Origin of the sequence: Mesorhizobium sp. M1307, assembly GCF_040318155.1 — a bacterium.
Lineage (GTDB): Bacteria > Pseudomonadota > Alphaproteobacteria > Rhizobiales > Rhizobiaceae > Mesorhizobium.
Window position 1 is genome coordinate 23104 of the sequence record NZ_JAMYLR010000006.1, and the last position, 26111, is coordinate 49214.

The following is a 26111-nucleotide window of genomic DNA, read 5'->3' on the forward strand; positions in this document are numbered from 1 at the left end:
GTGGCCCGCAGGGCCGGGTGGGGTCCTCGGCGACGCGCTCCATCTTTTTCGGTCTAAACGTCGAGGCAGCTGAGGGGACCCCCCGCCTCGCTTCGCTCGGCACCCTCCCCTCAAGGGGGAGGGATATCGGCGTCAACGCCACCAGGATCCCGCCTTGTCAACGCCTGCCCCTCTCATCGAAATGCGCGGCATCTCCAAGAGCTTTGGCGCCGTCAAGGCGAACGAGGCCGTCGATCTCAGCGTCGCGCCGGGTGAAATCCTCGGGCTGCTCGGCGAAAACGGCGCCGGCAAGACGACGCTGATGAACGTGCTGTTCGGCGCCTATGCGCCCGATGCCGGCGAGATCCTGGTGCAGGGCCGGTCGGTGGCGATCAACAGTTCGGCCGATGCGCTGGCCGCCGGCATCGGCATGGTGCACCAGCATTTTCATCTCGCACCGCGGCTTTCGGTGCTGGAGAACCTCTTGATCGGCATTCCCGGCAGATCGGGCCGGATCGACCGCGCCGGCGGGCTGGCGCGGCTCGCCGAGATCGGCCGCCAGCACGGGCTGACGCTCGACCCGGACCTCCCCGTCTCGGCGCTGTCGGTCGGCGAGCAACAGCGGCTCGAAATCGTCAAGGCGCTGTTTCGCGGCGCAAGGCTGCTGATCCTCGACGAGCCGACGGCGGTGTTGGCACCGACCGAGGTCGACGGGCTGTTTTCGGCGCTGCGCTCGATGGCGGCACAAGGGCTCGGCATCATCTTCATCTCGCATAAGCTCAACGAGGTGCGAGCGCTGACGCATCGCTGCGTCGTGCTCCGGCATGGGCGCGTTGCCGGCGACGTCGATGCGCCGGCCAGCACCACGTCCTCGGAGATGGCGCGGCTGATGTGCGGCCACGAGATCGTGCCTCCGGCCAGAGGACCGTCGATGCCCGGTGCGGCCGTGCTGACCCTCGACGGTATCTCGACATCGCATCATTCCGGCATGGCGCTGCGCGATGTTTCGCTGTCGGTTCGTGGCGGCGAGATCCTTGGCATCGCCGGCGTCTCCGGCAATGGCCAGCGCGCGCTTGCCGAGGTCATCTCCGGCGTGCGTGCGCCCGATGCCGGGAAGATGACCATAGCCGGCAAAACGGTTTCGCGGTTCTCGCCGAGCACAGTGCAGGCGCTCGGCCTCGGCCGCATCCCGGAAGACCGTATGACGACAGGGCTGGTCACCAATCTGCCGCTCGCCGATTCGATGGTGCTGCCGCGCATCGGCACGGCGGCGTTCAGCCGCAACGGCCTGATCAAGCCGGATGCGATCCGCGCCTTCGCCGAGGCGCAGATCAAGGCCTACGATATACGTTGCCCCGGGCCGATGACGCGCGCCGGGGCGCTTTCCGGCGGCAATCTGCAAAAGGCGCTTCTGGCGCGCGAACTCGCTTTCGATCCGAAGGTGCTGATCGTTTCGCAGCCGACTCGCGGCCTCGACATCGGCGCCGCGCGCTTCATCCACGAAAAATTCCTCGACATGCGCGCCAAGGGCTGCGGCATCATCCTCATCGGCGAGGATCTGGAAGAATTGCTGATGCTCTCGGATCGTATCGCGGTGATGTATGAGGGCCGCATCGTCGGCACGCTGAACAGCGCCGACGCCAGCATTGCCAGACTCGGGTTGATGATGACCGGAGCGGAGGGCCATGCCTGATGTTCCGTCTCGAGGCCCGCACCTCAACGCCCGCCTGGTTCAATCTGGCGCTGCCGCTGCTCGCCATCGGCGCGACGCTGACACTGTGCAGCGGCCTCATCGCACTGGCCGGCGCCGGCGTCGTCGAGGCGTATGGCGTTATGTTTTCGGCGTCGCTGGGCGACAGCTACGCCGTCACCGAAACGCTGGTGCGTGCCGCGCCAATGATCTTCACCGGACTGGCCGTGGCGGTCGCCTTCCGGGCCAAATTCTGGAACATCGGCGCCGAAGGGCAATTGCTGGCTGGTGCGGTGGCGAGCTGTGCCGTCGGTGCAATCCCGATGCCGGGGCCGCTCGCCATGCTGCTGATGGCGCTGGCGGGCGCTGCCGCCGGCGCGGCCGTCGCCCTGATCCCCGCCACGCTGCGGGTAAAATTCAGGGTCGATGACGTGGTCAGCTCGCTGCTGCTCAACTCGGTCATTTTCTACGCACTGATGGCGCTGATCGAGGGGCCATGGAAGGACAGTTTCAGCGGCTACCCGATCTCGCCGCCGATCGAGGATACGGCCAATTTTCCGGTGCTGCTCGAAGGCACGCGGCTGCATCTCGGGGTCGTCGCGGCGCTGGTCGCCGCACCGGTCGTCTGGTTCGTGGTCGCGCGTACGACGCTCGGCTTCCGCATCAGGGTCACCGGCGAAAACCCCGAGGCGGCGCGCTATGGCGGCATCAATGTCGAGCGGGTGCTGATTTCGACGGCGCTGGTGTCTGGCGCATTGGCCGGCCTTGCGGGCGTCGGCGAGGTCGGCGGCGTGCATTTCCAGGTGATGAGCGACATCTCGCCGGGCTATGGCTATTCCGGCATCGTCGTCGCCATGCTGGCGAGGCTCAATCCGCTCGGCGTCGTGCCGGCGGCGATCTTCCTTGCCGCGGTGATGACCGGCGCCGAGGCGATGTCGCGGGCGACCGGCGTTCCGGCCTTCCTCAGCGATGTCATCCAGGGAACGGCGCTGCTCGCCATGCTGGTGGCGCTGCTGTTCACCGCCTATCGCATCCGTCGCGTGGGAATAGCCAAATGAGCGTGGTGCTGGAGCAAATCTTCCAGGTCGGCTTCCTCGCCGCGATCATCCGCATCGCCACGCCGCTGGCCTTCGCGACGCTGGGCGAGATGTTCTCCGAGCGCGCCGGGGTGCTCAATCTCGGCATCGAAGGCATCATGCTTTTGTCGGCGATGACCGGCTTCACCGCGGCGAGCCTCAGCGGCAGCCTCTGGCTTGGCGTGCTAGCGGCGGTGTTGACCGGGGCGCTGATGGGCGCCGTGCACGCGCTGTTCACTGTAGCGCTCGGCCTCAGCCAGCATGTCTGCGGCATCGGCGTGACGCTGTTTAGCTCCGGCCTTGCCTATTTCCTCTACCGGCTGATCTTCGGCCAGCAATCGGTACCGCCGAACATCAAGGGGTTCGAGACGCTGCCGATCCCGATCCTGTCCGGCATTCCGGTGCTCGGGCCGGCGGTGTTCAACCAGTTTTCGCTGGTCTACATGGCGATGCTGTCTATTCCCCTGGCCGCCTTCGTGCTCTACCGCACGCCGTGGGGCCTGTCGGTCCGCATGGTCGGCGAAAACCCGCGCGCCGCCGATTCGGCCGGCGTCAGCGTCATCGCTACGCGCCTCCAGGCGGTGATCCTCGGCGGTGCCTTGATGGGGCTGGCCGGTGCCTTCCTGTCGATGGCGCAGTTCAACGCCTTCACCTTCGGCGTGGTTTCGGGGCGTGGCTGGGTGGCAATCGCGCTCGTCGTTTTCGGCCGCTGGGATCCGTGGCGATCGGCAGGCGCGGCACTGCTGTTTGCCTTCGTCGATGCCCTGCAGTTGCGCATGCAGGCGAGCGGGCTTGGCCACATCCCCTACGAGGCCTTCCTGATGCTGCCGTTCATCTTCACCATCGTCGCTATGGCGGTGATGTCGCGCAATGCGGTGGCCCCGTCGGCGCTGCTCAAGCCGTTCCGGCGCGAAGAGCGGTAGCGGCGCTTCGCCTTTCACATCGCGGTGAAGCCGTTATCGACGAACAGATGGGCGCCGTTGACGAAGCTGGCCTCGTCGCTGGCCAGGAACAGGGCTGCCTTCGCGACCTCTTCCGGCTCGCCGATCCGCCCTTGCTGCGCCGCCATTGCCGCGTCGGAGACATCGACGCCGAGTTTGTCGAGATCGGCGACCTCGCGCAGGCCATGCGGTGTCCTGATGAAGCCTGGACAGACCGCATTGCAGCGGATGTTGCGGTCGCGGAACTCGACGGCGATGGCACGCGCGAACATATGGCAGGCGCCCTTGGTGGTGTCGTAAAGCACCTCCATCGGCGTCGCCGCCACCGCCGAGATCGACGAGGTGCAGACGATGGAACCGCCGCCGGCGGCGATCATGCCGGGCAGCACAGCACGCGTCATCAGGAACATCGAACGCACATTGACGGCATGCAGCCAGTCCCATTCCTGCAGCGTGGTCTCCAGGAAGGGTTTGATGACGAGGGTGCCGGCATGGTTGAACAGAACCGTGACCGGGCCGAATTTTTCCGTCGCGCCCTTCACCGCCGTTTCGACCTGCGCCTCATCCGATACGTCAGCGACCCAGTGCTCGGCGACATGGCCGCGTTGCCTGATTGCCGCCGCGGTAGCCGCCGCCGCTTCGCCGTTGCGGTCGACGATCGCCACCTTGGCGCCCTCGGCCGCGAAAAGCTCCGAGGCCGCACCGCCCATTCCTGTCGCGCCACCCGAAATGATGGCGACCTTGCCGGCCAGTCTTGTCCCCATGGTTTGCTCCCTGCTGCCTTGCCGTGACGTCGCGGCTTTCCGCTGAAGCGATGCTATCCCTCATCCATTGGATGGCCAAGGAGCCACAGACACATGGACCTGACGTTTCCTGCCGTCACCCCGGCATGCCGCAAAAGGCAGCGCTAAGCAGTAAAAGCACTAACTTGTCCGCCGTTTGGAGAAAATTGTTCTAAGGATCGCGCGAAAATAGCACTCGACAAAGTCTACTGATTTTATAGATTAAGCGCCGAGACGGAGGTCGATATGTCCTATAGCCAGAACGCTCAGACTGCCCGCAAAGGCCAAAGGCTGGGTTCCGACCAGGTGTGGCGGCCGGCCTATGCCGGTGCTTTCGCCTATCTCGTCTTTGCCCTTGCGTTTGTATTCACCGGGGCAGTGGTACTGGGGCTGATCCCCTGATTGTCAAGGCTCTGATCATCGAGGCTTCCTCGGGATAGCGGCCTGCCGTTTGCAGAAATTCCGGAGTTGATGAACCGAATGCCGGTGTGCATTTGCGCGCCCTGATTCCAACGTGATGGAGGAGATGGCAATGCCGATCGAGTTCACGCATGTTCCCGGTAAGATCCACGCTGCCGACGCCAGCTTTTTCTATGACTTTGTCGAGACCGCGACGAAGCTGTCACTGATCGAGGATGCTGGATTCCAGAGGATCGTCATCGACGACCAGGCCGGGCTGCTGACCAATATGGACCTTGCCGCCCAGACGCTGGACCGGACCTCGTCCCTGGAGGTCGTGCTCACGCATTGGGCAGGCGTGATCGAACCAACCGTGGCGGCGCGACAACTCGCTGCCCTCGACGCGAGAAGCGGTGGCCGGCTGTCGCTCAGGATGCTCAGCGAGCCGCTGAGCGACGACGATGCCGAGGCACGTCCGGCCGGCCATACGGTGGTCTGGCAACGCATCGATGAATATCTGGTGCTGCTGAAGCGGTTGTGGTCGAACGACAGGCCGTTCGACCATGAAGGCACCTTTTACAGCATCAAAGGCGGCTATGTGCCGCGCAAGGGGCCGCATGGTGCCGATGTGACCATCCGCATGGGCGGGCAGTCGGGCACTGCGCTCAGGGTCGCGGGCAGGCATGCGGACGTGTTCGAGCTGGCGCCTGGCTCGCTTGCAGAAATCCGCCAGTCAATGGAGCGCGTACGCCGCGCTGCTGCCGAACACGGCCGGGCCGGCAAGCTGCGTTTCGCGCTTCCCGTCCGAATCCGTTCGGAAGACAAACCGGCCGCTTCCTGCCAGAAGGCGCTCGAACTTGCCGGGCCGCCGGCGCAGGTCGCGCTTTCGCTGCTTTCCTACGCCGCTTTGGGGATCAAGGAGTTCATGATCGTCGGCGTCGACAGGCCACGCGAGATTGCGACCGCCGGCCGCGAGGCGATCGCGCTCTTGCGCAATTCGCTGACACGGCGCGAGGCCGATGTCCCTCAGCCGGGGGCGTTTGCGTCACGCGCGACACAGGGAGCACGCGCCGGCTGGTGAAGAGCCTCCGTCGTCCCGCGCCTTGGTGACGGGTCTACCACCATTCCGGGAAAGCCGCGTGAGCCGCCCTGGCCAGCGTCGGTATTTCCTGATCGGGAACGGAGCTGTAGGGCCAGAGCAGTCGTGGGCCGAGCGGCGCCCAGCCGCCGGCCGCCGCCATCGCCTTATCGAGTGCTGCATCACCGACATTGTAACGGGTGCGAAACGGTAGGACATGTGCGGCGAGGAAGGCCTGTATGCGGGCCTCGAGTTCGGCAGCTGCGGCCATGTCGGTGCGGATCATCTGCCACCACTGCACCGCGCCCTTCGGGTTGAGGCAGGCAACATTGGAGTAGCTGCCATGGGCTCCCCCGGCATAGCCTGTTGCCAGCGTGTGGCCGGGGACGAAGACGGAAAATCCGTCCAGTCTGCGGCGCGTGTCGGCATACCAGCCGGCGTCGCCGCCCGGCAGCTTGGCGCCGACCAGCGATGGCACGGCCGCACGCAGACTGGCGATGCCGTCGAGCGTCAGGCGGCGCTTGGCGTGCGGCGGGTTGTAGAGCACCAGCGGCGTTTCGGGCGCGGCCTCGCAGAGGCCGCCGGCAAAACGCATGATCTCGTCGTCACTGGGCGGCCACCAGTCGGGCAAGGTGAATTGAGCCGCCGTCGGGCGAAGTCCGGCGACCCGCGTCAGTCGCTCCAGCGCGACGCGCGGATTGGACTGGCTGATGCCGATCTGGAAAGGAAGGCGCGCGCGGCCGGCTATGGTTGCGACCAACTCACAAAGCCGGTCGAATTCGGGCTCGGTCTGGCAATGGAATTCGCAGGCCGTGCCATTGGAATAGACGCCGTCGACGCCTGAGGCGCAGAGCCGGGCGATCGTCTCTTCCGTCGCCTGCCAGTCGATCGCTCCGCGATCGTCGATGGCCAGCATCACCGCGCCCCAGATGCCGCGCGGTGCGTGTGCGGGCAAGCGGGCCAGATGGTCGTCGAGGTCAGCGTCCACCGGCGATCTCGTGTTCGCGGCGGGTTTCGTTCGACGCGAAGGCAGCCTCGATAATGGCGATGATCTTGCGCGCATAGATGCCGTCGACCGGCACCGGCGTGTCATCGGCAATGGCATCGCGCATTGCGCTCCATTCGCGCACCAGCGCGTTATGCATCCAGTTCGGCTCAAAGGAACCGGGCAGCTCGGTCCAGACCGTCTCGCGGCCAAGCATGGTGCCGCGGTCCATGTCGATGCGCAGCGTTCCCCGCTCGCAGACCAGATCCATGGCATAGGTGGTGGCGCCGGTGCGATAGCCGACGCTCTGCACCTGGCCGATGCCGCCGCCGGCGAAGCGCAATCCGAGCAGAGCGCTGTCGTCTGCTTCTTGGTCATGGAACTTGGCGCCGAGCATGCCGCTCACCGACACGACATCGTCATCCATCAGCCAGACCAGGCGATCGACCGCGTGGATGCCGGCCGTCAACAGCATGCCGCCGCCGGTCGCCTTGCGCAGATGCCAGTCGCGGCGATTGTGCTCCATCCACAGCTTGATGATCCAGCTCGATCCGGCGAGCGGCCGGCCGAGCTCGCCTTCCTCCAGAATTTGCCTGGCCGCCATGCAGGGCAGGGCGAAATGCATGAGGTGGGCGACCATCAGCTTGACGCCACCCTTGGCCACGGCGGCGTTGATCGTATCGCAGGCAGCCACCGTCGGCGCCATCGGTTTTTCGAGCAGGATATGCTTGCCGGCCTTTGCCGCGCCGATGGCCATTTCGGCATGGAGATGGTGCGGGCTGGCAATGAGGACCGCATCGACCTCCTTGTCGTCCAGCAGCCTTCGCCAGTCCGCGTAGCCGCGGCCGCCATGTTCAGCGGTGAATTGCTGCAGTGCGTCGGCATTTCCTCGAGAGGCGGCGACGAGGCGAATGCCGCCAACCTCAGGGATTGCCCGCGCATGGGCTGCGCCGAAATCGCCGGCGCCGATAATTCCTATTCCAATCATGGTCCTGCCTTTTGATAAGCGGCGTCGATCAGCGACATCGCCGCAACATAATCTTCGATGGACACCGGCGGAGGCGCCTTTCTGGCCAGCCGGTCAAGCGTATCGCGCATGAACAGACGATAGCGCGTTGCCGGCAGTTCGACCGGCAAGTCGACGATTGCCGCGTCGTCGAGCGTTGCGCAGATAACATGGTCGCCATGATCGATGAGGGTGGCATTGGCACTGACGATACGCCACTCGAAGTCACCGCCGGGGCGCATCGAAGCAAAGGTGTAACCGGCCTCGACGATGAACAGCGCGCCGGCCTCGTCTTCCAGCACCAGAAGTGCGTGATCCTCGACCGGGCCGGGATGGATGCGGTTCGCGATCGAAACGCTTTTCAGGCCGAGCTTGCCGGTTGCGAGGCTGAGTGCCGCGTCGACGCCGTGTATGCCGAGATTCCTCAACGCACCCCCGCCACCAACCGCCGGGTCGAGCACCCAGGCGACACCGTCGGCGATGTAGCGTTGCGGCGGGCCGTTGACCAGCCGGAACTGGCAATGCGCCACGGGGCCGGCGCGACCTTGCCGGCGCAACCTTTCAAGGCCGGCAACGGCCGGCCCGAAACGGTTGGGCAGGGGAACAGCGACAAAAGCCTGGTGCTGCCTGGCAAGGTCGCGCAGCGCCATCAGTTCCCTCGTATGGCTGGCCGCCGGCTTCTCCAGGATCAGCGGTATCCTTGCCGCGATGATCGCAAGTGCCCGCGCCGGCACCATCGAAGGGTGCCCCATCAACAGGATCGCATCCGGCGGGCTGGAGAGTATCTCCTTGAAATCTTCGATAAACGGCAGGTCGTGGTGCGCGGCGAACGCTTGCGCTTGGCCAGGATCCTCGTCCCAGATACCGGCGATCTCCGTGCCACAAAAGCGTGCGGCGTCGAGGTATATTTCGGCGTGCCAGTGGCTCGAGCCGGCGAGGGTAATCTTCATTCGGAGGCAGCAGGTTTGTTATGGGCTTGCAGGATATCCTACAAGTGGCTATACGACAAGCGGCGGGCAAGCTTCAGCGGATGATGAAAGCAGTGGGATGGCGGAACTGAAGTCGATCGAACCGTTGAGCAGACCGCCGCTGCTTCACGTCACCGTGCAGGAAAGCCTCAGGGCCTATATCGAAAGCAACCAGCTCAAGGCAGGCGATCCCCTGCCGCCGGAGACGTTCCTGGCGCAGCGGCTCGGCGTCGGCCGCAACTCCGTGCGGGAAGCCATCAAGGCGCTGGAATCGATCGGCATCCTGGAGACGCGACGCGGCATCGGCGTGTTCGTCAAGGAGTTCTCGTTCAAGCCGCTGCTGGATAACCTGGCCTACGGTTTGCAGGATTCGCTGCGCGATGTCGAAGAGTTGCGCGAAATCCGTCGCGTGCTGGAAACCGGCCTCATCGCCAAGACGATCGAGATGATCAGTGCCGAGGACATCGAGGCGCTGCGCCAGTTGACCGAGCGCATGCGGCAACGTGCCGAGCGCCATGAGAGCTTCGCCGAAGAGGACCAGCAATTCCATCAGCTGCTGTTCCGCTGCCAGAACAATCGCATGCTGAGCGCGCTGATCGACATCTTCTGGACGGCGTTCAACAAGGCCTCGAATTTCACCAATCTCGATAATCCGACGCCGCTGGCGACATGGCGCGACCATCACGAGATCGTCGAGGCTGTCGCCGCCAAGGACGTCGACCAGGCGCGTCGGCGGCTCGACGACCATTACCGGGGGATCCAGCAGGTTATCGCAAAAAACCGAACAAGCTGAAGAACAACCTGACTATGCCAAGGGAGGAAACCATGCGTATCAGGACCATCGCATTCTCAGTCGCCGGGCTGCTGCTCGCCAGCATTGGCCCATTGACCAGTGTCCAGGCACAAAGCGCCAAGACCATTGCGGGCGGCTTCGACGTCGGTCCCGGCGGTTTTCCCAAGAACTTCAACCCGCTGGTGGCGACCGGCGGCTACACCTGGCTCAGCACCTATTTTGAACCGCTGGTCATCTACAATGCCGGGCTGGCTGATATCGAAGGCGACCTCGCCAAGGACTACAAGATCAGCGACGACCAGCTGAGCTATACGTTCAACCTGGTCAACGAGACCTGGCATGACGGCAAACCGTTCACCTCGAAGGACGTCAAGTTCACGCTCGAGCTTGCCAAGAACAAGGCCTCCGGCAGCCTGTTTGCCGCCCGCCTCGCCAACATCGCCTCGGTCGATGCCCCGGATGACCACACCGCAGTGGTGAAGCTATCGAAACCGAACGGCTCGTTTCTATCCATCCTCTCGCAGCTGATGATCCTGCCGGAGCATGCCCTGGCCGCTCTGCCGCCGGAATCGCTGGCGACAAGCACCTGGTGGTCGACCACTCCGGTCGGCACCGGCCCGTTCAAGTTCAAGCGCTACGTGACCGACCAATATGTCGAACTGGCAGCCGATGACGATTATCGCGGCGGCAAGCCGAAGGTAGACGTGCTCATCAACCGCTATTTCGAGTCGCCGGCGGCGGCCGTTGCCGCGCTCCGTGCCGGCGAAATCCAGTTCACCTATGTCGAGCCCGACGATGCGGCATCGTTCAAGAGCGACAGCAATTTCAAGGTGATCGAAGGTGCCTCGTACGTGGTCAACTATATCGGCCTGAACCAGAAGGTCGACCTGTTTAGGGATATCCGTGTCCGCCAGGCGATCATGTACGCGATCGATCGCAACGCCATCATCGACAGCCTCTACGGCGGTGCCGCCGAGCCAGCCAATTGCGGCTATGTCGCGCCGCATCTCGTTCCCGCAGGCCTCGAACCCTATGCCTACGATCCGGCAAAGGCCAAGGCGCTGCTGAGCGAGGCCGGCTGGGACAAGATCAACGGCGACAAGCCGATCACCTTGCTGACCTATTACGGCTCGCCGCAAGCGGCCAATGTGATGGCCGCTGTCCAGTCGATGCTGGCCGAGGTCGGCATCAATGTGGTGCCGCGGGTCGTAGATACGCCGACCTACAACGGCATCGTCTACAAGCAAGGCACGCCGGACTGGAACGCCTTTCCGATGGTCTATGCCGGCCTGCAGAACGGCCCCAACCCGGCCGGCCTCAATCCCGGCCTAAACAAGTCGCAGATCCCGCCGGCAGGCTTTAACACCATGCGCATCGAGTTCGACGATCTGAGCACCGCATTGGACGCCGCGCTAGGCCAAACCGATCCGGCCAAGCTCGATCAATCCTGGCAGGGGGTCTGCAAGGTCATGAACAAGGAGCTACCCTGGGCGACGTTGTGGGTGGCCAACCGCTACGGCGTAGCCTCCAACAAGCTGCATGACTTCGTCTGGACGCCGGCGCCGGGCGGCGGCCCCTACGCAGCTCACCCCGAGCGCTGGGACATCCAGTAAGAAACCCGCAACCAAGCGAGCAGGCGGGACCACTTTGGCGCCGCCTGCCGCCGCCACGGAAAGCCCATGTTGAGCTTCATCGCCCGCCGCAGCGCCACAGGATTGCTGATGCTGGTCGCGCTCAGCGTCCTCATCTTCATCCTGTTGCGGCTGGCGCCGGGCGATCCGATCGACGCCTATATCAACCCATCGGTCCCCATGTCGGCTTCCGACCTCGAGGGCCTGCGCGAACGGCTCGGGCTCGATCGGCCGCTTCCCGTGCAATATCTCGCCTGGCTGCGCGCGGCGCTGAGCGGTGACTTCGGCTATTCGATCCAGCGCAGCGGCGTTGCCGTGCTGCCACTGGTCATGGAACGCATCGGCCCGACGGCGCTGCTGATGGGTACGGGCCTGGCGATCGCCATCGTGCTCGGCATTTCCGCCGGCATTTTCAGCGCGGTGCGCCGTAACGAACCATCCGACATCGCGCTGTCGGTGCTGTCGTTTATCGGTATCTCCAGCCCGGCTTTTCTGACAGCGCTGCTCGGTCTCTATTTCTTCTCGGTGCTGCTGCGCTGGGCGCCGTCCGGCGGCATGCAGACCGCGGGTGCGCCGTTCTCGGCGACGGATGTGCTTGCGCACCTCGTCCTGCCCGCCTGCCTGCTGTCCGTCGGCCATGCCGCGCTGATCATGCGTTACATGCGCGCCTCGCTGCTGGAAGTGCTCAACCAGGATTACGTGCGGACGGCGCGTGCCAAGGGCGTGCGCGAGTTCTGGGTGATCATCAAGCACGCGACCCGCAATGCGCTCTTGCCGGTCATTACCTTGATCGGCTCGACTGTCGGCATCGCCATCGGCGGCGCCATCTTCCTGGAAAGCGTGTTCAACTGGCCGGGCATGGGACTGCTTCTGGTCAACGCCGTCGGCACCCGCGATTACCCGGTGATCATGGGCGCTACCCTGGTGATCGGCGTTTGCGTCATCCTGGTCAACCTCTTGACCGACGTCGTCTATGCCGTCGTCGACCCGCGCATTCAGGTGGCATGATGGCAATCACGGCGCCAGATCCTACAGTTGACCCGACAGCCGTGCCGCAAACCAAAGGCCCGCTTCGCCGCGCGCTCGACCGCTTTTTTGAAAACCGCGCGGCGCGTGCCGGGCTTTTGATCGTCATCCCGATCCTGCTGGCGGTTTCGACGTATCCTTTGTGGTGGCCGTTCGGTCCTAACACCATCGACCTCCGAGCAATGAACAAGGCGCCGTCGGCCATTCATTGGCTGGGCAGCGACGGCGTCGGGCGCGACGTCATGGCCCGGTTGCTGCAAGGCGGGCGGATCTCATTGCTGGTTGCCGTCAGCTCGGTCGCCATCTCCACCGTCATCGGCTTCCTGGTCGGTGCCGTCGCCAGCTTTGGTGGGCGTCTCGTCGACGGCACGGTGATGCGCCTGGTCGACCTGGCGATGACGCTGCCGCCGGTGATCTTCCTGTTGGTGCTGGCTTCGATTGCCGGCACCGGTATCGCCCCGACCATACTGGTGATCTCGCTGCTCTCCTGGCCGGTGCTGTCGCGCATGGTGCGCGCCCGGCTGCTCGAACTGCGCGAGCGCGATTTTGTCGTCGCCGCCCGCGGCATGGGGGCAGGGCTGCCGCATCTGCTGTTCCGGCACGGCCTGCCCAACTGCATCGATATCCTGGTCGTCTACGCCACCTTGCAGATCGCCAACGCCATCCTGCTCGAGGCCGGCCTGTCCTTCCTCGGCCTCGGCATCGCACCGCCCGAAGCCAGCTGGGGCAACATGCTCAATCTCGCCCGCTCCACCGTCGTGCTTGAAAATTACCCGTGGCAATGGATGTTCCCGGGCGCCGCACTGGTGCTCACCGTGCTCGCCATCAACTTCATCGGCGACGGCCTGCGCGATGCATTCGACCCCCGCTCCGATCTCAACTGACCTCAAAGGTTCATCAAAATGCCCCTGTTTACCGGCGTCGTGCCACCTGTCGTTACCCCGCTCAATACCGATTTCAGTGTCGATTTCCCGTCGTTCACCCGCACCATCGAGAACCTGCTCGACGGTGGTGTTCACGGGCTGTTCGTGCTCGGCTCGACCAGCGAGGTGGTCTTCCACGACGAGGCGGGCCGCAGGGCCATCCTCGAGCACGCGGTGAAGGTCAATAACGGCCGGGTTCCGATCTTCGCTGGGGTCATCGACCCGACTACCGACCGCGTCATCAACCACGCCCGGATCGCCAGATCGGCCGGCGCCGACGCCATCGTCGTCACCGCGCCATTTTATACCCGGACCAGCCAGCCCGAGATCGGCGACCACTTCCGCTATATCAAGGATGCGATCGACATTCCGGTCATCGCCTACGACATCCCGGTCTGCGTGCATATCAAGCTGGAGCGCAAGACCACGGTCGGCCTCGCCCGAGAAGGCGTCATTGCGGGCATCAAGGATTCCAGCGGCGACGACGGCAATCTGCGTTACGTGCTCAAGGACATGGTCGACGACCCGGGTTTCTTCGGCATGACCGGCTCCGAGATCCTGGTCGACAGCGTGCTGGCCATGGGTGCGCACGGCGTCGTGCCGGGGCTCGCCAATGTCGATCCGCACGGCTATGTCAGGCTGTGGAAGCTGACGCAGGCGGGACGGCATGCCGAAGCCCGCCTGGAGCAGGAGCGGTTGTTGAAACTGTTCGAGATCGTCTGGATCTCGCTCGGCAGGACAAGCGCCGGCTCGGCCGGCGTCGGCGCCTTCAAGGCGGCGATGAAGAGCCTCGGCATCATTGCCTCCAACACCATGGCGCGGCCGCAACGCAGCCTGAACGAAGAGGAAACCGCAAAGATCGACATGATCCTTCGCGATGTGGGGCTGCTCCGCTGAGCGCCATGCCGATCCTCTCGATTTCCGGCCTGCGCGCGGTGTTCCGCATTGCGGGGCGCGACATCGCGGCGGTAAGGGATGTCGACCTGACGATCGGCTCCGGCGAGACGGTGGCGCTCGTCGGCGAATCCGGATCCGGCAAATCCGTCACCAGCCTGTCGATCATCGGCCTCTTGCCGAAAAGGGTCGGACATATCGCCGAGGGGTCGATCGCGCTGCGGCGCAAGAACGGCACGGTCACCGAATTGACCAGCCTCGATGCCGAGTCGCTGCGCAAGATACGCGGCAACGAGATCGGCATGGTGTTCCAGGAGCCGATGACCAGCCTCAACCCGGTCTACACGATCGGCGAGCAGATCGCCGAACCGATCCGCATCCATCTCGGCAAATCGCACCGCGAGGCAGAAGCAGACGCGGTGCGGCTGCTGGCGCAAGTCGGCATTCCCGATCCGAAGCGGCGGGCGCGGCAATATCCGCACGAACTGTCGGGCGGGATGCGGCAGCGCGCCACCATCGCCATGGCGCTGTCCTGCGATCCGGGCTTGCTGATCGCCGACGAGCCGACAACCGCATTGGATGTCACCATACAGGCCCAGATCCTCGATCTTTTGGCCGAACTGCAGGCTCAGCGCGGCATGGGCATCCTGTTCGTCACCCACAATCTCGGAGTCGTCGCCGAAATCGCCGACCGGGTGGCGGTGATGTATGCCGGGCGTATCGTCGAAACAGGTACGGTGAGCGAAGTGTTCACCCGTCCGCGTCATCCCTATACGGCAGGGTTGATGCGCTCGGTGCCGCGGCTCGGCCAGGCCACGGCGCTGAAGATGGCGGGAACGCCGCTGCCGACCATTGCCGGAAATGTTCCGTCGCTCGCCTTGCTGCCCAAGGGCTGTTCCTTCGCGCCGCGTTGCCCGATGGCTATCGCTGCCTGCCGCGCCGCGGTCCCGCCATTGTTTGGGGCGACGCCGACCCAGCAAAGCCGCTGCCTGCGTTGGGAGGAGCTCTGATGGCCGACGCCCCTTTCCTCGCTGTCAAAAACCTGACCAAGCATTTTGCGCCGACAGCGTTCTCGCGTGGCCCGGTGGTCAGGGCGCTGGAGGACATTTCCTTCGATGTCAGGCGTGGCCAGGTGGTCGGCCTGGTCGGCGAATCCGGGTCCGGCAAGACGACGATCGGCCGCTCGGTGCTGCGTCTGATCGAGCCGACATCCGGCCAAATCAACTATGACGGCACCGACATCACCAGGCTGGGTGCCGCCCAGTTGCGCCGCCAGCGTCGCAAGATGCAGTATATTTTCCAGGATCCCTTCGCCAGCCTGTCGCCGCGCATGACGATAGGGCAGATCCTCACCGAAGGCCTGGACATTCAAGGCATCGGCAAGAAGTCCGAGCGGCGGGCGAAGGCCGAGAAGGCACTTGCCGCGGTCGAGTTGCCGGTCGACGCCTATGACCGCTACACCCATGAATTTTCGGGCGGCCAGCGCCAGCGCATCGGCATCGCCCGGGCGCTGACGCTCGAGCCGGAATTCATCGTCGCCGACGAGCCGGTCTCGGCGCTCGACGTCTCGATCCAGGCGCAAATCATCAATCTGTTGCGCGACCTGCAGCTCCGGCTCGGGCTGACCATGCTGTTCATTTCGCACGATCTGGCTGTCGTCGAGTACATCTGCGACACGGTCATCGTGCTCTATCTCGGGCGCATCATGGAGGTTGCGCCGGCGGCCGAGCTTTATGCCCGGCCGCAGCATCCCTACACGCGCGCGCTGCTGTCAGCCATTCCGTCGCTCGATCCGCTGGCCAGGCAAGACCGACAAGTGCTCAAGGGCGATATTCCAAGCCCGGCAAACCCGCCGTCGGGCTGCGTTTTCCGAACCCGTTGCCCGTTTGCGCTGGAGGCTTGCGCCGGGGGTGTGCCGCCGCTGAGGGCGACAGCCGAGGGCCATCTGAAGGCCTGCATCCGCGACGACATCGCTTAGGTTTTTTGTCCTGTGCCTACGGGAGAACTTGGGCGAGATGGACAAGGTCGTCGGCCACAAAGTCCCAGCTCTCAAGAGGCGAGAGATCGGTCATCTGCGCCGGGCCATGCTCTTTTGGCCGAGCAACAAAGGCGGTTCCGATACCGCACCTTCGCGCCGCAGCCAGGTCGTCATTATGCGCGGCGACTAACACGGCCTCCGAAGGCCGCACCCCCAGGATCTCCACTGCGCGGAGATAAGCCTGCGGCGCAGGCTTATAGGTGCCGAACACATCCGAGCCAAGGACGGTGTCCCAAGGCAGGCCGGCGCGCTTGGCCATATCCAGCAACAGCCGGGTATTGGCCCCTGACAAGGGCACGATGATGAAGCGTTCCTTTAGCCTCGCAAGGCCTTTCAGCGAATCGGGCCACGGCTCCAGCCGGTGCCAGGCGAGGTTGAGTTCCTCAAGTTCGGCGGTCGGCAGCTCGGATGGGGCCAGCCCGAACTGGACGAGGGTGGCGTCCAGATTCTCCCTGTTGATCACGTCAAGTGAAACGAAAGGCCGGTGCCCCGTCCGCACCGCCTCGGTCGAGGCGTCATAGCGCGACGCCCACGCATCAGCGAATTCACCGGGATCGACCTGCTCTGCACCAACTCGCGCGAGGAAGGCGCCGGCCTCGCTTGCGATACCGCTGCGCCAGTCAACGACGGTTCCCAGAACATCGAAGAATAGGACTCGAGTGGCGGTCATATTGAGCTTTCCGGTCGGGTTGCGGTGCGTGTCCTGCCGCATCAATCGCGATAGGACGGATCGACCTCGTCGAGCTGCTGATCAGATAGTCGAAATGTTTAAAAGCCTGATCGCGAAGGTGGTTCCCCCAGGCTCATTGAAACGTCGTCGACGCCAACCCATATGCAATCCGCGTCGGATGTTTCCTCCCATTCGTCCGGCGCGTTCCCCTCTGAAGGTTTTCGACCTTCACATCTGGCCGGGCTTTGCAGCCCGGCCTTTTTTTGCGGGGTAAGTAAGCGAGCCGAGATCATGGCGCAGGGGTGCCCAGCGTATCGATGCGCTTCGCCAGCGCCGCGGGATCGCCAAGCATGCGCAGCGTCTTCAGCCGAGCTGTGCCGCCGGCGGCGATCGAGACGCCCGATGCCGGCACGCCAAGCGCCTTAGCTACCAGCCTTTCCAGCGCTCGATTGGCGGCTCCGTTTTCCGGCACGGCGCGGACGCGGGCTTTTAGATAGCTTCGCCCATCCACCGATGTTTCGATGCCCTCCAGCCTGTCCATCGCCGCTTTCGGCGTCAGCCGGACGAACAGGTCGATGCCGTCGGCGCGAAGTCGAAAGAAACGGTTCGTCCCGTGACTCACATCGATCCGATACCGAACATCGGCTGAACGGTCGTGTCTAGGAACACGCTGATAAATGTCAGCGCAAGCAACAGGATGATCGGCGAGATATCGATCCCGCCAAGGTCCGGGAGGACGCGGCGGATCGGCCGCAATGCCGGCTCGGTCAGCCGATAAAGCATGTTGCCGATAGAGTCGACAAGCTGGTTGCGCGAGTTGACGACGTTGAAGGCGTAAAGCCACGAGAAGATAGCCGCACCAATCACAATGTACCAATAGATATTAATCGCGGCATGCAGCGTATAAAAGACTGCGATCATCGGTTGCTCCTTGCGAACGCCCGACATGTAGCCACTGTAGGTGAAAGCGGCAAGAGCCGCCTTCCGCCGCATGGCGAAGCCGGACGAACGGCCGAACGGCATTTCGGCAGCAAGCGCAGCCTTGACAGGAAACCGCAGCGGCCGATAAAAGCCCCATCCGCTGGACGGGGCTGTAGCTCAGCTGGGAGAGCGCGTCGTTCGCAATGACGAGGTCAGGAGTTCGATCCTCCTCAGCTCCACCAGCGGATTTTTAGAATCCCTTGCCTGGTTGCATGCCGAAGACCCGCTTGGAGTCCATGGCTATCCTCAGCTGAAGCAACCGAATGCATCGCGGGCCTCTGCCGGCTTGGCACTATCGTTGCCGGGTGGATTCACATCGGCGACGTAAAGGCCTTCTACACCAGTAGCGTATGCGGCCTATTGCTACTGCGCCTCGTCCTTGCCAGACTTGGCCCGTCTTCAAAACCGAGGGGAATTCACCATGACCAGCACGACAAGGCGTGATTTTGTAGGTCTTACAGGAATGGCAGCGACTGCCCTGGCCGGTGCTGTTGCAACACGAGCTACCGCTGCGGAAAGCGACGTATCGCCATCGTTCGATGAGATTCTTCAAGAGTACAATCAAAACAACACAGAAAGGACTAGATCAAAGCTGGCGATCTATGTGGTGCTTTCTCATCTGCACGCCAGTCTCGAGGACGAATTTAGCGACCTTGGGCTAGAGCTGCCTTTAGGGAAAAAAGCGTTGCCATCGAACCTGCCGGCCAATTTCGCGGACGCGCAGGTTGCACCCCTTCCTTGGCTCTTCAAGCCCTCGGAAGTTACCGACCACGAACGAAACGGCTATGCGACGATTGCAATGCGAATGAACGCAGTGATGGCAAGACACACCGCCGACGTGAGTGTCGGGGTTTCGCATATCATGTCGCACAAGGGATAACCGCGACCTTGCCGGCGAGCACGGCACGTCAGGCGAGCACAACGCCGGCCGGCGATTTGTTGTTGCGGGCGAACCGATTGCCTGTTTTCGCGAGGCGACTGCGCTGCGAGAGTCCTCACAATGGATAAATCCCTCCGGGACGCGCCGCGCGAGATAGCAAAGCTCTCGGCACCCCGGCCAGTGGGAATTGTCAGCCGTCCGCGCGTAGTGGCGCTGCTGTCGCAGGCCCTCGACAGCGGTGCATGCTGGCTGGCTGCGCCTGGTGGATACGGCAAGACCACCGCGGTGATCGACTTTCTGGAACACAGCGGGCCGGAACAAGGCGGCCTGAAGCAGGGCGAATCGGCGTACAACTGGTATCGGGTCGACACCGAGGACCAGGACGTTGCGCGCCTTTTCCACTATCTGACGCTGTCGCTCGACGGCAGGCATGCCGGCATGCCGGTGTTTGGTCCGGAATATGCCGACAATTCCGACGATTTCGCGCGGCTGTTCTTCCGCACCTATTTCTCGCGGCTTGATCCGGGCACGATCCTGGTCCTCGACGATCTGCATCGTGCCGATGCGCCAGGCTTTCGCCGGACGCTGGCGATCCTGTTGCGCGAACGCCCCAACACCGTCCGCTGCATCTGCACATCGCGGATGCTGCCCGAGGGCGATGTCACCGACCTCGTGCTGTCGGGACAGTTGCCGGTCCTCAACCAAACACTGCTGGAGTTTTCGCCTGCGGAGGCTCGCAACCTCATCACCGCCCGCTCGCAATCGCCGTCCGAGGTCGGCGACATTTCGGAGGCGCGCGGCTGGGCGGTGGGCCTTCTCCTGCTGGCCAACGCCGGAATGTACTACCCGCTTTCGCAGACCGGCCTTGCCGGAGGCGCCGGCCTTCGGGAGATTGTCGGACGTTATTTCCTGCGCGACATCGCGCCGGAGGACCAGGATCTGCTTATCAGGCTCAACGTTCTGCCGGAGATCAGCACGGAGCTTGCCGATGCGTTCCTGGGCTCGCCGCAGGCTGCTCGCCTGCTGGTGCGGCTGCAGCATCGCCAGCTGCTGATCACGCGCGACGGTCCGGGCGGCGCCGCCTTCCAGCTGCATGACTTGTTGCGCGAATACCTTGCCGGCCTACTGGACCGGCGCGTGACGGAAGCGGACCGTTCCAGGCTGCGCGAGCAGGCAGCAAAGGTCCTGCACGAGGCAGACAAAACCGACGCGGCAATCGTGCTGGCGTTGCAGGCGGGCGCCTGGCCGCTGGCACGCCAGCTCATTCTGGAGTGCGCTAACGGCGTTCTCTCGCAAGGGCGCAGGGCCAGCTTCGTCGAATGGTGCAACAGGCTGCCCCCCGACCAGATGGACGGGTGGGTCCATTATTGGCTGGGCGTCGCCTTCGCATCGGACGATGCGAAGGCCGAACCGCACTTCTCCAAGGCATGGCAAGCATTCGAGAACACCGACATGCGCGGCCAATGCCTGACGGTCGCGCGGGCGGTCGTAGTCAAGACTGCCAGCTGGCGTACGCATGAGGGGCTGGCGGATTGGACGCGCCGAGCCTCACAGGTTCTTGCCAGGGGATTGCCGGAGTTGGATCCGGAGGAACTCATGATGGTCAGGCTCGGCATCCTGCGGGCCGTCGATTTCGCCGAACCTGGCGAATTCGACGTCCATGACGCGAAGCGCCTCGTGAATGATATCCAGCAGCGCCTGACACATCTGCCGATCGAGGATTCGGTCGAGTTGCGCCTGCTGGCAAGCGAAGCGCTCATCGACTACGCGACCTCGTCGGGGCAGCGCGACATTTTTGCCAATGCCGTGGACAGCGTTGCCGCCGATCTCGAACATCCGGATATCCCGCCGCTGGTGCTCGGCATGTGGCTGGTGTCCTTTGGCTCGGCCAGCGGCCGTTACTTCCCCTATTCGCGGCGCGGTTTTGTCTATGCCTCGGCCGAGGATGCGTTGCGACGCGCAACGGCGATAGGCGAGCAGCGCGCCTTGCGGGGCGTCGAGTTCAGCGCCCTCTATCAGCTTCAATTGCTGATGAAGCTCCACAACAGGTTCTCGGAATTCAATGCGCTCGTCTCCCGGCTGGGCGAGATCGCGGACAGCAGGTTCACAACCCAGGTCGCTGTAGTCGCCGACTGCCACGCGGCGATGCACACGCGCAACGGCGACTTCGTCAAGGCTTATCTCGACTGCGATGCCTTCATGGATGCGATCGAGCGGGCGAATGAGCCGATGATCGAACGCTGGCCGCATTACGTCACCAAATACCAGGTCCTGCTGGCCGATCGGCGTCCAGCGGAGGCCATTGCGCTACTCCAGGAGATCGTCGAAAGGCTGAGCGGCGGCCCTCGCCAGCGCGTCGAACTCAACATTCTGGCCGCTCAGGCCCTGGAGCAGAAGTGGAACGGCGGCGCGTCCTATGGCAGTCGTCTGGCTGAATTCATGGAGGCGTTGCGCCAGGTCAACCCCTCCGCAATCCTGCTCAACCTGCCGGACCTATTGGCCGATCTTGTCGCCGATGCGCTGGAGCGAAAGATCGACGTCGATCTCTGCCGCCGTGTCGTTCGGGCGCGATATCTGGTCCCGCCCGCTGGCCGACCCGCCCAGTGGCCTTGGCCGCTCAGGATCCACTTGATGGGAGGCTTCCGCCTCGAAATCGATGGTGCCGAGGTCGCGCCCGGTGCCAAACCTACCCGCGCGCTCGACATATTGCGCATTATCTGCCTGTCGAGGGACCAGGTCTGTTCGGTGGAAACCCTGCAGGATTGGCTCTGGCCCGACCTCGACGGCGACCAGGCCAAAGCGGCCTTGGAGCAGGCGCTGCATCGTCTGCGCAAATTGCTCGGGCAAGGCGAACTCGTAACGCTGAGAGAAGGCCGTTTGCGGCTCGCTGCCGACAAGGTCTGGATCGATCTGCAGGATTGGGAAGACCGGCTGAAACCCGTTCTGTCGGGCCAAAGAGACTGCGCAATCGAGGAGCAGGAGATGCTGCTGGAAGGCTTTGTCGGCCCGCTTTTCTCGAATGCCCCGATGCCCGCCTGGTCGAATGCCGCGGCCGACCGGGTGCGGGATGGGTTTGTGGAGCTTGCCGTGCGGATCGCCAAACACTGGCAGAGTCAAGGCAATGCGGATCGGGCACGCCAGGCGTGCCGGCGTGCGCTCGATTTCTACCCGGAATCGGCCAAACTCCATGGCACGCTCATCCAGGAGAGCCTCTCCAGGAACGATCATGCCGGCGCCATCGAGGATTACCGGCGCTATGAACGCGCGCTCGCTTCGACCGGCGATGACGAGCCCTCGCCTTTGCTGCGTTCGCTCGTGCGCCCGTTTCTCTAGACCGGTTCATCGTTTCACGGAAACGCCGAACCGCTCTATCTCTTTATTTTTGCGCAATTCCGGACGGAAAACCGTTCCACACTTTTCCTGGAATTACTCTGGCGCAGCTCGGAACTCTGTAAGCCGTCCGTAAGTCGCGGTCTGGGAACCTCGGCTCGTCGATCAAAACCGATCGCCGGAGGCCTGAAGCCCCCGATACCAACACTCACAGGAAGGAAAAGGTCATGCCGTATACTGCCAGAGCAACTTCGAGAGTGCGTGCCGGCACCATCCGCGCTGGAGCCACAAGACTTTCCGACCAGCTCAGGATCGGGCCTTGGTCGCTCCTCTCGCCCGAAGCTGTCATACAGCAAAAGTACAACTCCCTTGGAGGCGCCGGCTTCGCCGAGATCGACAGGAAGGACACTGGAAAAGCCTGGTATCTCAAGAACGGCTCATGCATTTGTTACAACGATGCCATGCACGACGCCTTTGAGATCCATGGCGAAATCTACAGGAAGTGGATTGCGCTTGGCGGTCTCGCGTGGGGCATTCCCTGCACCGACGAAACCGGAACTCCCGACGGCGTCGGCCGATACAATCACTTCAACAACAATACCGCTTCGATCTACTGGACACCGAACACCGGTGCTCAAGCGATTTGGGGGGCAATTCGCGGCAAATGGGCAGCAATGGGCTGGGAGCGCTCGGTTCTCGGCTATCCGGTCACCGACGAAACCGGAACTCCCGACGGCGTCGGGCGCTACAACCATTTTGCCAATGCCGGCTCGATCTACTGGACACCGAACACAGGAGCCAACGTGGTGTACGGTGACATTCGAAAGAAGTGGGAAAGCTTGGGCTGGGAACAGTCATATCTGGGGTACCCAACGACCGACGAGACCGAATTTGCCGACGGTGGCCGTGCCAATCTGTTTGAAAACGGCGGCATATACTGGTGGCCCGACACCGGCGCGATCGACCTTCGAGACGTCGTCGTCCACTATACCGGCCTCCATTGCTTCGGCGAGACCGACTGGGATCAGGGATCGAGTGCGGACGAACCCTATGTCATCGTCAGCGTGACAACGCCGCAGATCGCCGACACCAGGCGCAGCCAGGTCTATGGCGACGTCGATGCCGGAGATACGAGACCCGACCTTATGGAAATCTATCGAGGCAAGCCCTACGGCATCAATATCGGCACGGTGCTGATGGAAAACGATTTTGGCGACCCCAACAAATACAAGGACGAGGTGCAGAAGATCGTCATGGGCGTCCATACGGCGGGCACGCTGGCTTTGGGCCTCATTCCGGTGGCAGGACCTATCATTGCCGCGATAGCCGGCCCCGCCCTGGGATCCTTGATGCCATCGATCGGCGGCGCCATTAGCGATCTCTTCGATTGGGGCGATGACAGGATCGGGAGCGCGACAGTGACCATCTCCGCAAAGCAGATGGTGTTGCTCGCGGCACGTACGAACAATACCACCTTCAGCCGGATTGGGTTCAAAGTGGAAACGCCCCTGATTTCCGGCGAGGGGGCTTCCTACAAAGCCTATTTTGGCTTTGTGCCTGCCTAGGCCAATCGCCTCGGCAAAAACCTTCGCCGAGACAATCAAACTTACCAGCCCCGCCTTCCATTGGCGGGGCTGCCACTTCGCGACTGAGAGTTTCCGTAGCGGTCGTCGCAAGGCGCGATCCAGATGCGGCAGCGGCCGATCAGCATAGCGGGCAAGCTGTCGTTGCCTGCCCCGCACAGCCCGTAGCACCGCCATGAACGCGGCTCCTTCGGCCGGAACGATGGAGACCGCATTAAGTGCAGTCACCTCAACGACGCGGCCGCAGCCAAAAAGGCCGAACGGGACCGGCGGAAACCGGATCAGGCGGTGCGTAACCCGACGCCATGACGGCGGCCGAGATCAATCAGGATGGAAAGAGAACCGGTGACAAGAGCGGGCATGCATCACACCAGCCCGCGCTTGGCCATCATCGCTTCCGGTGAAGGCATCTTGCCGCGGAAGGCGGTGTAGAGTTCTTCGGGGTCCTTCGAGCCGCCGGCGGCGTAGATATTCTTGCGCAGCCGCTCGGCCAGCGCCGGGTTGAAGGGATCGCCTGTTTCCTCGAAGGCGGCGAAAGCATCGGCGTCAAGCACTTCCGACCACATGTAGGAGTAATAGCCGGCAGAATAGCCATCGCCGGCAAAGATATGGCCGAAATGCGGGGTGCGGTGACGCATGGCGATGGTGTCGGGCATATTGAGCTTTTCGAGCGTTTCGGCTTCGAAACGAAGCGGCTGGTCCGGCGCATCCGGGCGGGCGTGATAGGCCATGTCGACCAACGCCGAGGCGGTGAACTCGACCGTGGCGAAACCGGCGCCGAAGGTGCGCGCCGCCAGCATTTTGTCGAGCAGCGCCTTTGGCATCGGCTTGCCGGTCTTGACATGCAGCGCATGTTTTTCCAGCACCGCCGGTACCGTCAGCCAGTGCTCGTAAAGCTGCGAAGGCAGTTCGACGAAATCGCGGCTGACCGAGGTGCCAGCGACCGACGGCCAAGTGACGTCGGTCAGCATGCCGTGCAGGGCATGACCGAATTCGTGGAACAGCGTCTTGGCTTCATCGACCGACAGCAAGGCGGCCTCGCCGGCCGGCGGCCTGGCGAAGTTCATGATGTTGTAGATGACCGGCTTCGAGCCAGGGCCAAGCCTATAACCAGATTTCAGCGCGCTCATCCAGGCGCCGGAGCGCTTCGAGGGCCGCGCGAAATAATCGGCGAGGAACAGGCCGCGCTCGCTGCCGTCGGCATTCTTCACCACGAAAACACGTGCGTCCGGATGCCAGGTGGCAATGCCCTTCTTTTCTTCGAAAGAAATGCCGAACAATCGTGTTGCCACGTCGAAACAGGCGTCGATGATGCGGTCGAGCTGCAGATACGGCTTCAGCTCGGCCTCGTCGAAGGCGAATTTCTCGGCGCGCAGCTTCTCCTGATAGAAGCGCCAGTCCCAGGCGGCGAATTTCTCGTTGCTGCCGGCCTCGGCCGCCAGCCGCTGCAATTCGGCCTGGTCGCCTGCGGCCTTTTCCACCGCCTTTTCCCAGACCGGATCGAGCAGCGTGTGCACCGCCTCCGGCGTCTTGGCCATGGTATCGTCGAGCTTCAATGCGGCGTAGGAAGGATAGCCGAGCAGCTTCGCCTTCTCGGCGCGCAGGCGCAGCATGTCGCGCACTACTTCCGTGTTGTCGGTGGCGCCGCCATTCTGACCACGCATGATGAAGGCGCGGAACGCCGTCTCGCGCAGATCGCGGCGTTCTGAGAAGGTCGAGAACGGCTCGTAGATCGAACGCGACAGAGTGACGGCGTAGCGGCCCTTCTGGCCGCGCATCTCGGCGGCTTCCGCCATCGAGCTTTTCAGGAATTCCGGCAGGCCGGCAAGGTCGGCCTCGTCGAGGAACAACGCCCAGTCGCGCTCGTCGGCAAGCACGTTCTGGCCGAAATTGGTGCCGAGCGAGGACAATTCCTCGTTGATCAAGGCCAGCCGCTTCTTGCCTTCGGCGTCGAGCCTGGCGCCGGAGCGGACGAAGTTTTTCCAGGTCTTTTCCAAGACCCGCAGCGTTTCGGCATCGAGCTTCAAAGCCTCGCGGCGCTGATAGAGATCGTCGATGCGGGCAAACAGTCGCTCATTCATCGAAATCGCCGAGAAGTGCCGCGACATCTTCGGCGAGATGTCGCGCTCCAGCGCCTGGATCGCCTCATTGGTGTGGGCGCCGGCGCGGCACCAGAAGATCGAGGAGACACGGTCGAGCACCTCGCCGGCAAGCTCGAGCGAGGCAAGCGTGTTTTCGATCGTCGGCGTCCCGGTGTTGCCGGCAATCGCTCCGATCTCGGCCTCATGCGCCTTCAGGGCCGCGTCGAAGACCGGAGAAAAATCGCCGTCTCCGATGCGTGTGAAATCGGGCAGGCCGAGCGGCCCTTGCCATGCGGTCAGCGGATGGGCGGCGAGGTCGACGGTGGACGGCATGGGCAAACTTTCGCTGAGTGGCGGGAGAAGATGGATCGCCACCG

General features: G+C 63.5%; 23 protein-coding genes and 1 tRNA gene. 16 read left to right on the plus strand and 8 right to left on the minus strand.

What is annotated here, in order from left to right; translation table 11 throughout:
* Nucleotides 1–181: 181 nt before the first annotated feature.
* The 3 genes from NKH16_RS09805 to NKH16_RS09815 are packed head-to-tail and all read left to right on the plus strand — an operon-like array spanning nucleotide 182 to nucleotide 3668.
* Entirely contained in the window at nucleotides 182–1672 is a 1491-nt protein-coding gene (locus NKH16_RS09805) for an ABC transporter ATP-binding protein (RefSeq protein ID WP_502894787.1), read from the plus strand.
* The gene (locus tag NKH16_RS09810; RefSeq protein WP_352742819.1) at nucleotides 1672–2727 is read left to right on the plus strand and encodes an ABC transporter permease; all 1056 of its coding nucleotides are present in this window, start codon (nucleotides 1672–1674) and stop codon (nucleotides 2725–2727) included. Before NKH16_RS09805 ends, NKH16_RS09810 begins: the two co-directional genes overlap by 1 nt.
* On the plus strand, nucleotides 2724–3668 hold the full coding sequence (locus NKH16_RS09815; protein WP_352742820.1) for an ABC transporter permease: 945 nt from the start codon (nucleotides 2724–2726) through the stop codon (nucleotides 3666–3668). Before NKH16_RS09810 ends, NKH16_RS09815 begins: the two co-directional genes overlap by 4 nt.
* A 14-nt stretch (nucleotides 3669–3682) precedes the next feature.
* Here NKH16_RS09815 and NKH16_RS09820 read toward each other — a convergent pair whose 3' ends face one another.
* Nucleotides 3683–4450: an SDR family NAD(P)-dependent oxidoreductase gene (locus tag NKH16_RS09820; protein WP_352681879.1), complete on the minus strand. Its 768-nt coding sequence runs from the start codon at nucleotides 4448–4450 to the stop codon at nucleotides 3683–3685.
* A gap of 264 nt (nucleotides 4451–4714) precedes the next feature.
* Between NKH16_RS09820 and NKH16_RS09825 the strand changes: the two genes are divergently transcribed.
* Complete coding sequence (locus tag NKH16_RS09825) at nucleotides 4715–4870, plus strand: hypothetical protein (RefSeq protein WP_023678176.1); 156 nt, start codon at nucleotides 4715–4717, stop codon at nucleotides 4868–4870.
* A 130-nt stretch (nucleotides 4871–5000) separates the two neighbouring features.
* A complete protein-coding gene (locus tag NKH16_RS09830; RefSeq protein ID WP_352742822.1) occupies nucleotides 5001–5948 on the plus strand; it encodes an LLM class flavin-dependent oxidoreductase in 948 nt (315 codons plus the stop codon).
* 34 nt (nucleotides 5949–5982) lie between these two features.
* Here the strand turns inward: NKH16_RS09830 and NKH16_RS09835 are convergent, their stop codons facing one another.
* The 3 genes from NKH16_RS09835 to NKH16_RS09845 are packed head-to-tail and all read right to left on the minus strand — an operon-like array spanning nucleotide 5983 to nucleotide 8886.
* The gene (locus tag NKH16_RS09835; protein ID WP_352742823.1) at nucleotides 5983–6933 is read right to left on the minus strand and encodes a dihydrodipicolinate synthase family protein; all 951 of its coding nucleotides are present in this window, start codon (nucleotides 6931–6933) and stop codon (nucleotides 5983–5985) included.
* Entirely contained in the window at nucleotides 6923–7918 is a 996-nt protein-coding gene (locus NKH16_RS09840) for a Gfo/Idh/MocA family protein (protein ID WP_352742825.1), read from the minus strand. Before NKH16_RS09840 ends, NKH16_RS09835 begins: the two co-directional genes overlap by 11 nt.
* Complete coding sequence (locus NKH16_RS09845; protein ID WP_352742827.1) at nucleotides 7915–8886, minus strand: Gfo/Idh/MocA family protein; 972 nt, start codon at nucleotides 8884–8886, stop codon at nucleotides 7915–7917. The genes NKH16_RS09840 and NKH16_RS09845 overlap by 4 nt, the downstream gene beginning before the upstream one ends.
* Before the next feature lie 97 nt (nucleotides 8887–8983).
* Here NKH16_RS09845 and NKH16_RS09850 point away from each other — a divergent pair, with 97 nt between their 5' ends.
* The 7 genes from NKH16_RS09850 to NKH16_RS09880 all read left to right on the plus strand — a co-directional run bounded on the left by NKH16_RS09850 (nucleotide 8984) and on the right by NKH16_RS09880 (nucleotide 16149).
* Entirely contained in the window at nucleotides 8984–9697 is a 714-nt protein-coding gene (locus tag NKH16_RS09850; protein WP_352742828.1) for a FadR/GntR family transcriptional regulator, read from the plus strand.
* Between the two features lie 32 nt (nucleotides 9698–9729).
* Nucleotides 9730–11310: an ABC transporter substrate-binding protein gene (locus NKH16_RS09855; protein ID WP_352742830.1), complete on the plus strand. Its 1581-nt coding sequence runs from the start codon at nucleotides 9730–9732 to the stop codon at nucleotides 11308–11310.
* A gap of 66 nt (nucleotides 11311–11376) precedes the next feature.
* Nucleotides 11377–12336 carry an ABC transporter permease gene (locus tag NKH16_RS09860; RefSeq protein WP_023678169.1) on the plus strand — a complete coding sequence of 320 codons (960 nt, stop codon included), beginning with the start codon at nucleotides 11377–11379 and terminating at the stop codon, nucleotides 12334–12336.
* A complete protein-coding gene (locus NKH16_RS09865; RefSeq protein WP_023678168.1) occupies nucleotides 12333–13238 on the plus strand; it encodes an ABC transporter permease in 906 nt (301 codons plus the stop codon). The genes NKH16_RS09860 and NKH16_RS09865 overlap by 4 nt, the downstream gene beginning before the upstream one ends.
* 18 nt (nucleotides 13239–13256) lie before the next feature.
* Nucleotides 13257–14174: a dihydrodipicolinate synthase family protein gene (locus NKH16_RS09870; RefSeq protein WP_352742832.1), complete on the plus strand. Its 918-nt coding sequence runs from the start codon at nucleotides 13257–13259 to the stop codon at nucleotides 14172–14174.
* Entirely contained in the window at nucleotides 14171–15181 is a 1011-nt protein-coding gene (locus tag NKH16_RS09875; protein ID WP_352743003.1) for an ABC transporter ATP-binding protein, read from the plus strand. Before NKH16_RS09870 ends, NKH16_RS09875 begins: the two co-directional genes overlap by 4 nt.
* Nucleotides 15181–16149 (plus strand): ABC transporter ATP-binding protein, encoded by a 969-nt coding sequence (locus NKH16_RS09880; protein ID WP_352742834.1) that lies wholly within the window; start codon nucleotides 15181–15183, stop codon nucleotides 16147–16149. Before NKH16_RS09875 ends, NKH16_RS09880 begins: the two co-directional genes overlap by 1 nt.
* Nucleotides 16150–16165: 16 nt before the next feature.
* Here NKH16_RS09880 and NKH16_RS09885 read toward each other — a convergent pair whose 3' ends face one another.
* The 3 genes from NKH16_RS09885 to NKH16_RS09895 all read right to left on the minus strand — a co-directional run bounded on the left by NKH16_RS09885 (nucleotide 16166) and on the right by NKH16_RS09895 (nucleotide 17800).
* Nucleotides 16166–16879, minus strand: a complete 714-nt coding sequence (locus NKH16_RS09885) for a haloacid dehalogenase type II (protein WP_352742836.1) — start codon at nucleotides 16877–16879, stop codon at nucleotides 16166–16168.
* 289 nt (nucleotides 16880–17168) lie between these two features.
* Nucleotides 17169–17501, minus strand: coding sequence for a DUF167 family protein (locus NKH16_RS09890; RefSeq protein WP_352742838.1), 333 nt, complete (start codon nucleotides 17499–17501; stop codon nucleotides 17169–17171).
* A complete protein-coding gene (locus NKH16_RS09895; protein WP_292657287.1) occupies nucleotides 17498–17800 on the minus strand; it encodes a YggT family protein in 303 nt (100 codons plus the stop codon). Before NKH16_RS09895 ends, NKH16_RS09890 begins: the two co-directional genes overlap by 4 nt.
* Before the next feature lie 166 nt (nucleotides 17801–17966).
* Here NKH16_RS09895 and NKH16_RS09900 point away from each other — a divergent pair.
* The 4 genes from NKH16_RS09900 to NKH16_RS09915 all read left to right on the plus strand — a co-directional run bounded on the left by NKH16_RS09900 (nucleotide 17967) and on the right by NKH16_RS09915 (nucleotide 23635).
* Nucleotides 17967–18042 (plus strand) — tRNA-Ala (locus NKH16_RS09900).
* Between the two features lie 239 nt (nucleotides 18043–18281).
* Entirely contained in the window at nucleotides 18282–18740 is a 459-nt protein-coding gene (locus NKH16_RS09905) for a hypothetical protein (RefSeq protein ID WP_352742840.1), read from the plus strand.
* Between the two features lie 120 nt (nucleotides 18741–18860).
* Complete coding sequence (locus NKH16_RS09910) at nucleotides 18861–22073, plus strand: AfsR/SARP family transcriptional regulator (protein ID WP_352742842.1); 3213 nt, start codon at nucleotides 18861–18863, stop codon at nucleotides 22071–22073.
* A 224-nt stretch (nucleotides 22074–22297) separates the two neighbouring features.
* The gene (locus tag NKH16_RS09915; RefSeq protein WP_352742844.1) at nucleotides 22298–23635 is read left to right on the plus strand and encodes an LGFP repeat-containing protein; all 1338 of its coding nucleotides are present in this window, start codon (nucleotides 22298–22300) and stop codon (nucleotides 23633–23635) included.
* Nucleotides 23636–24018: 383 nt separating this feature from the next.
* On the opposite strand, the gene NKH16_RS09920 is transcribed toward NKH16_RS09915, so the two are convergent.
* Complete coding sequence (locus NKH16_RS09920) at nucleotides 24019–26073, minus strand: M3 family metallopeptidase (RefSeq protein WP_352743004.1); 2055 nt, start codon at nucleotides 26071–26073, stop codon at nucleotides 24019–24021.
* Nucleotides 26074–26111 lie beyond the last annotated feature (38 nt).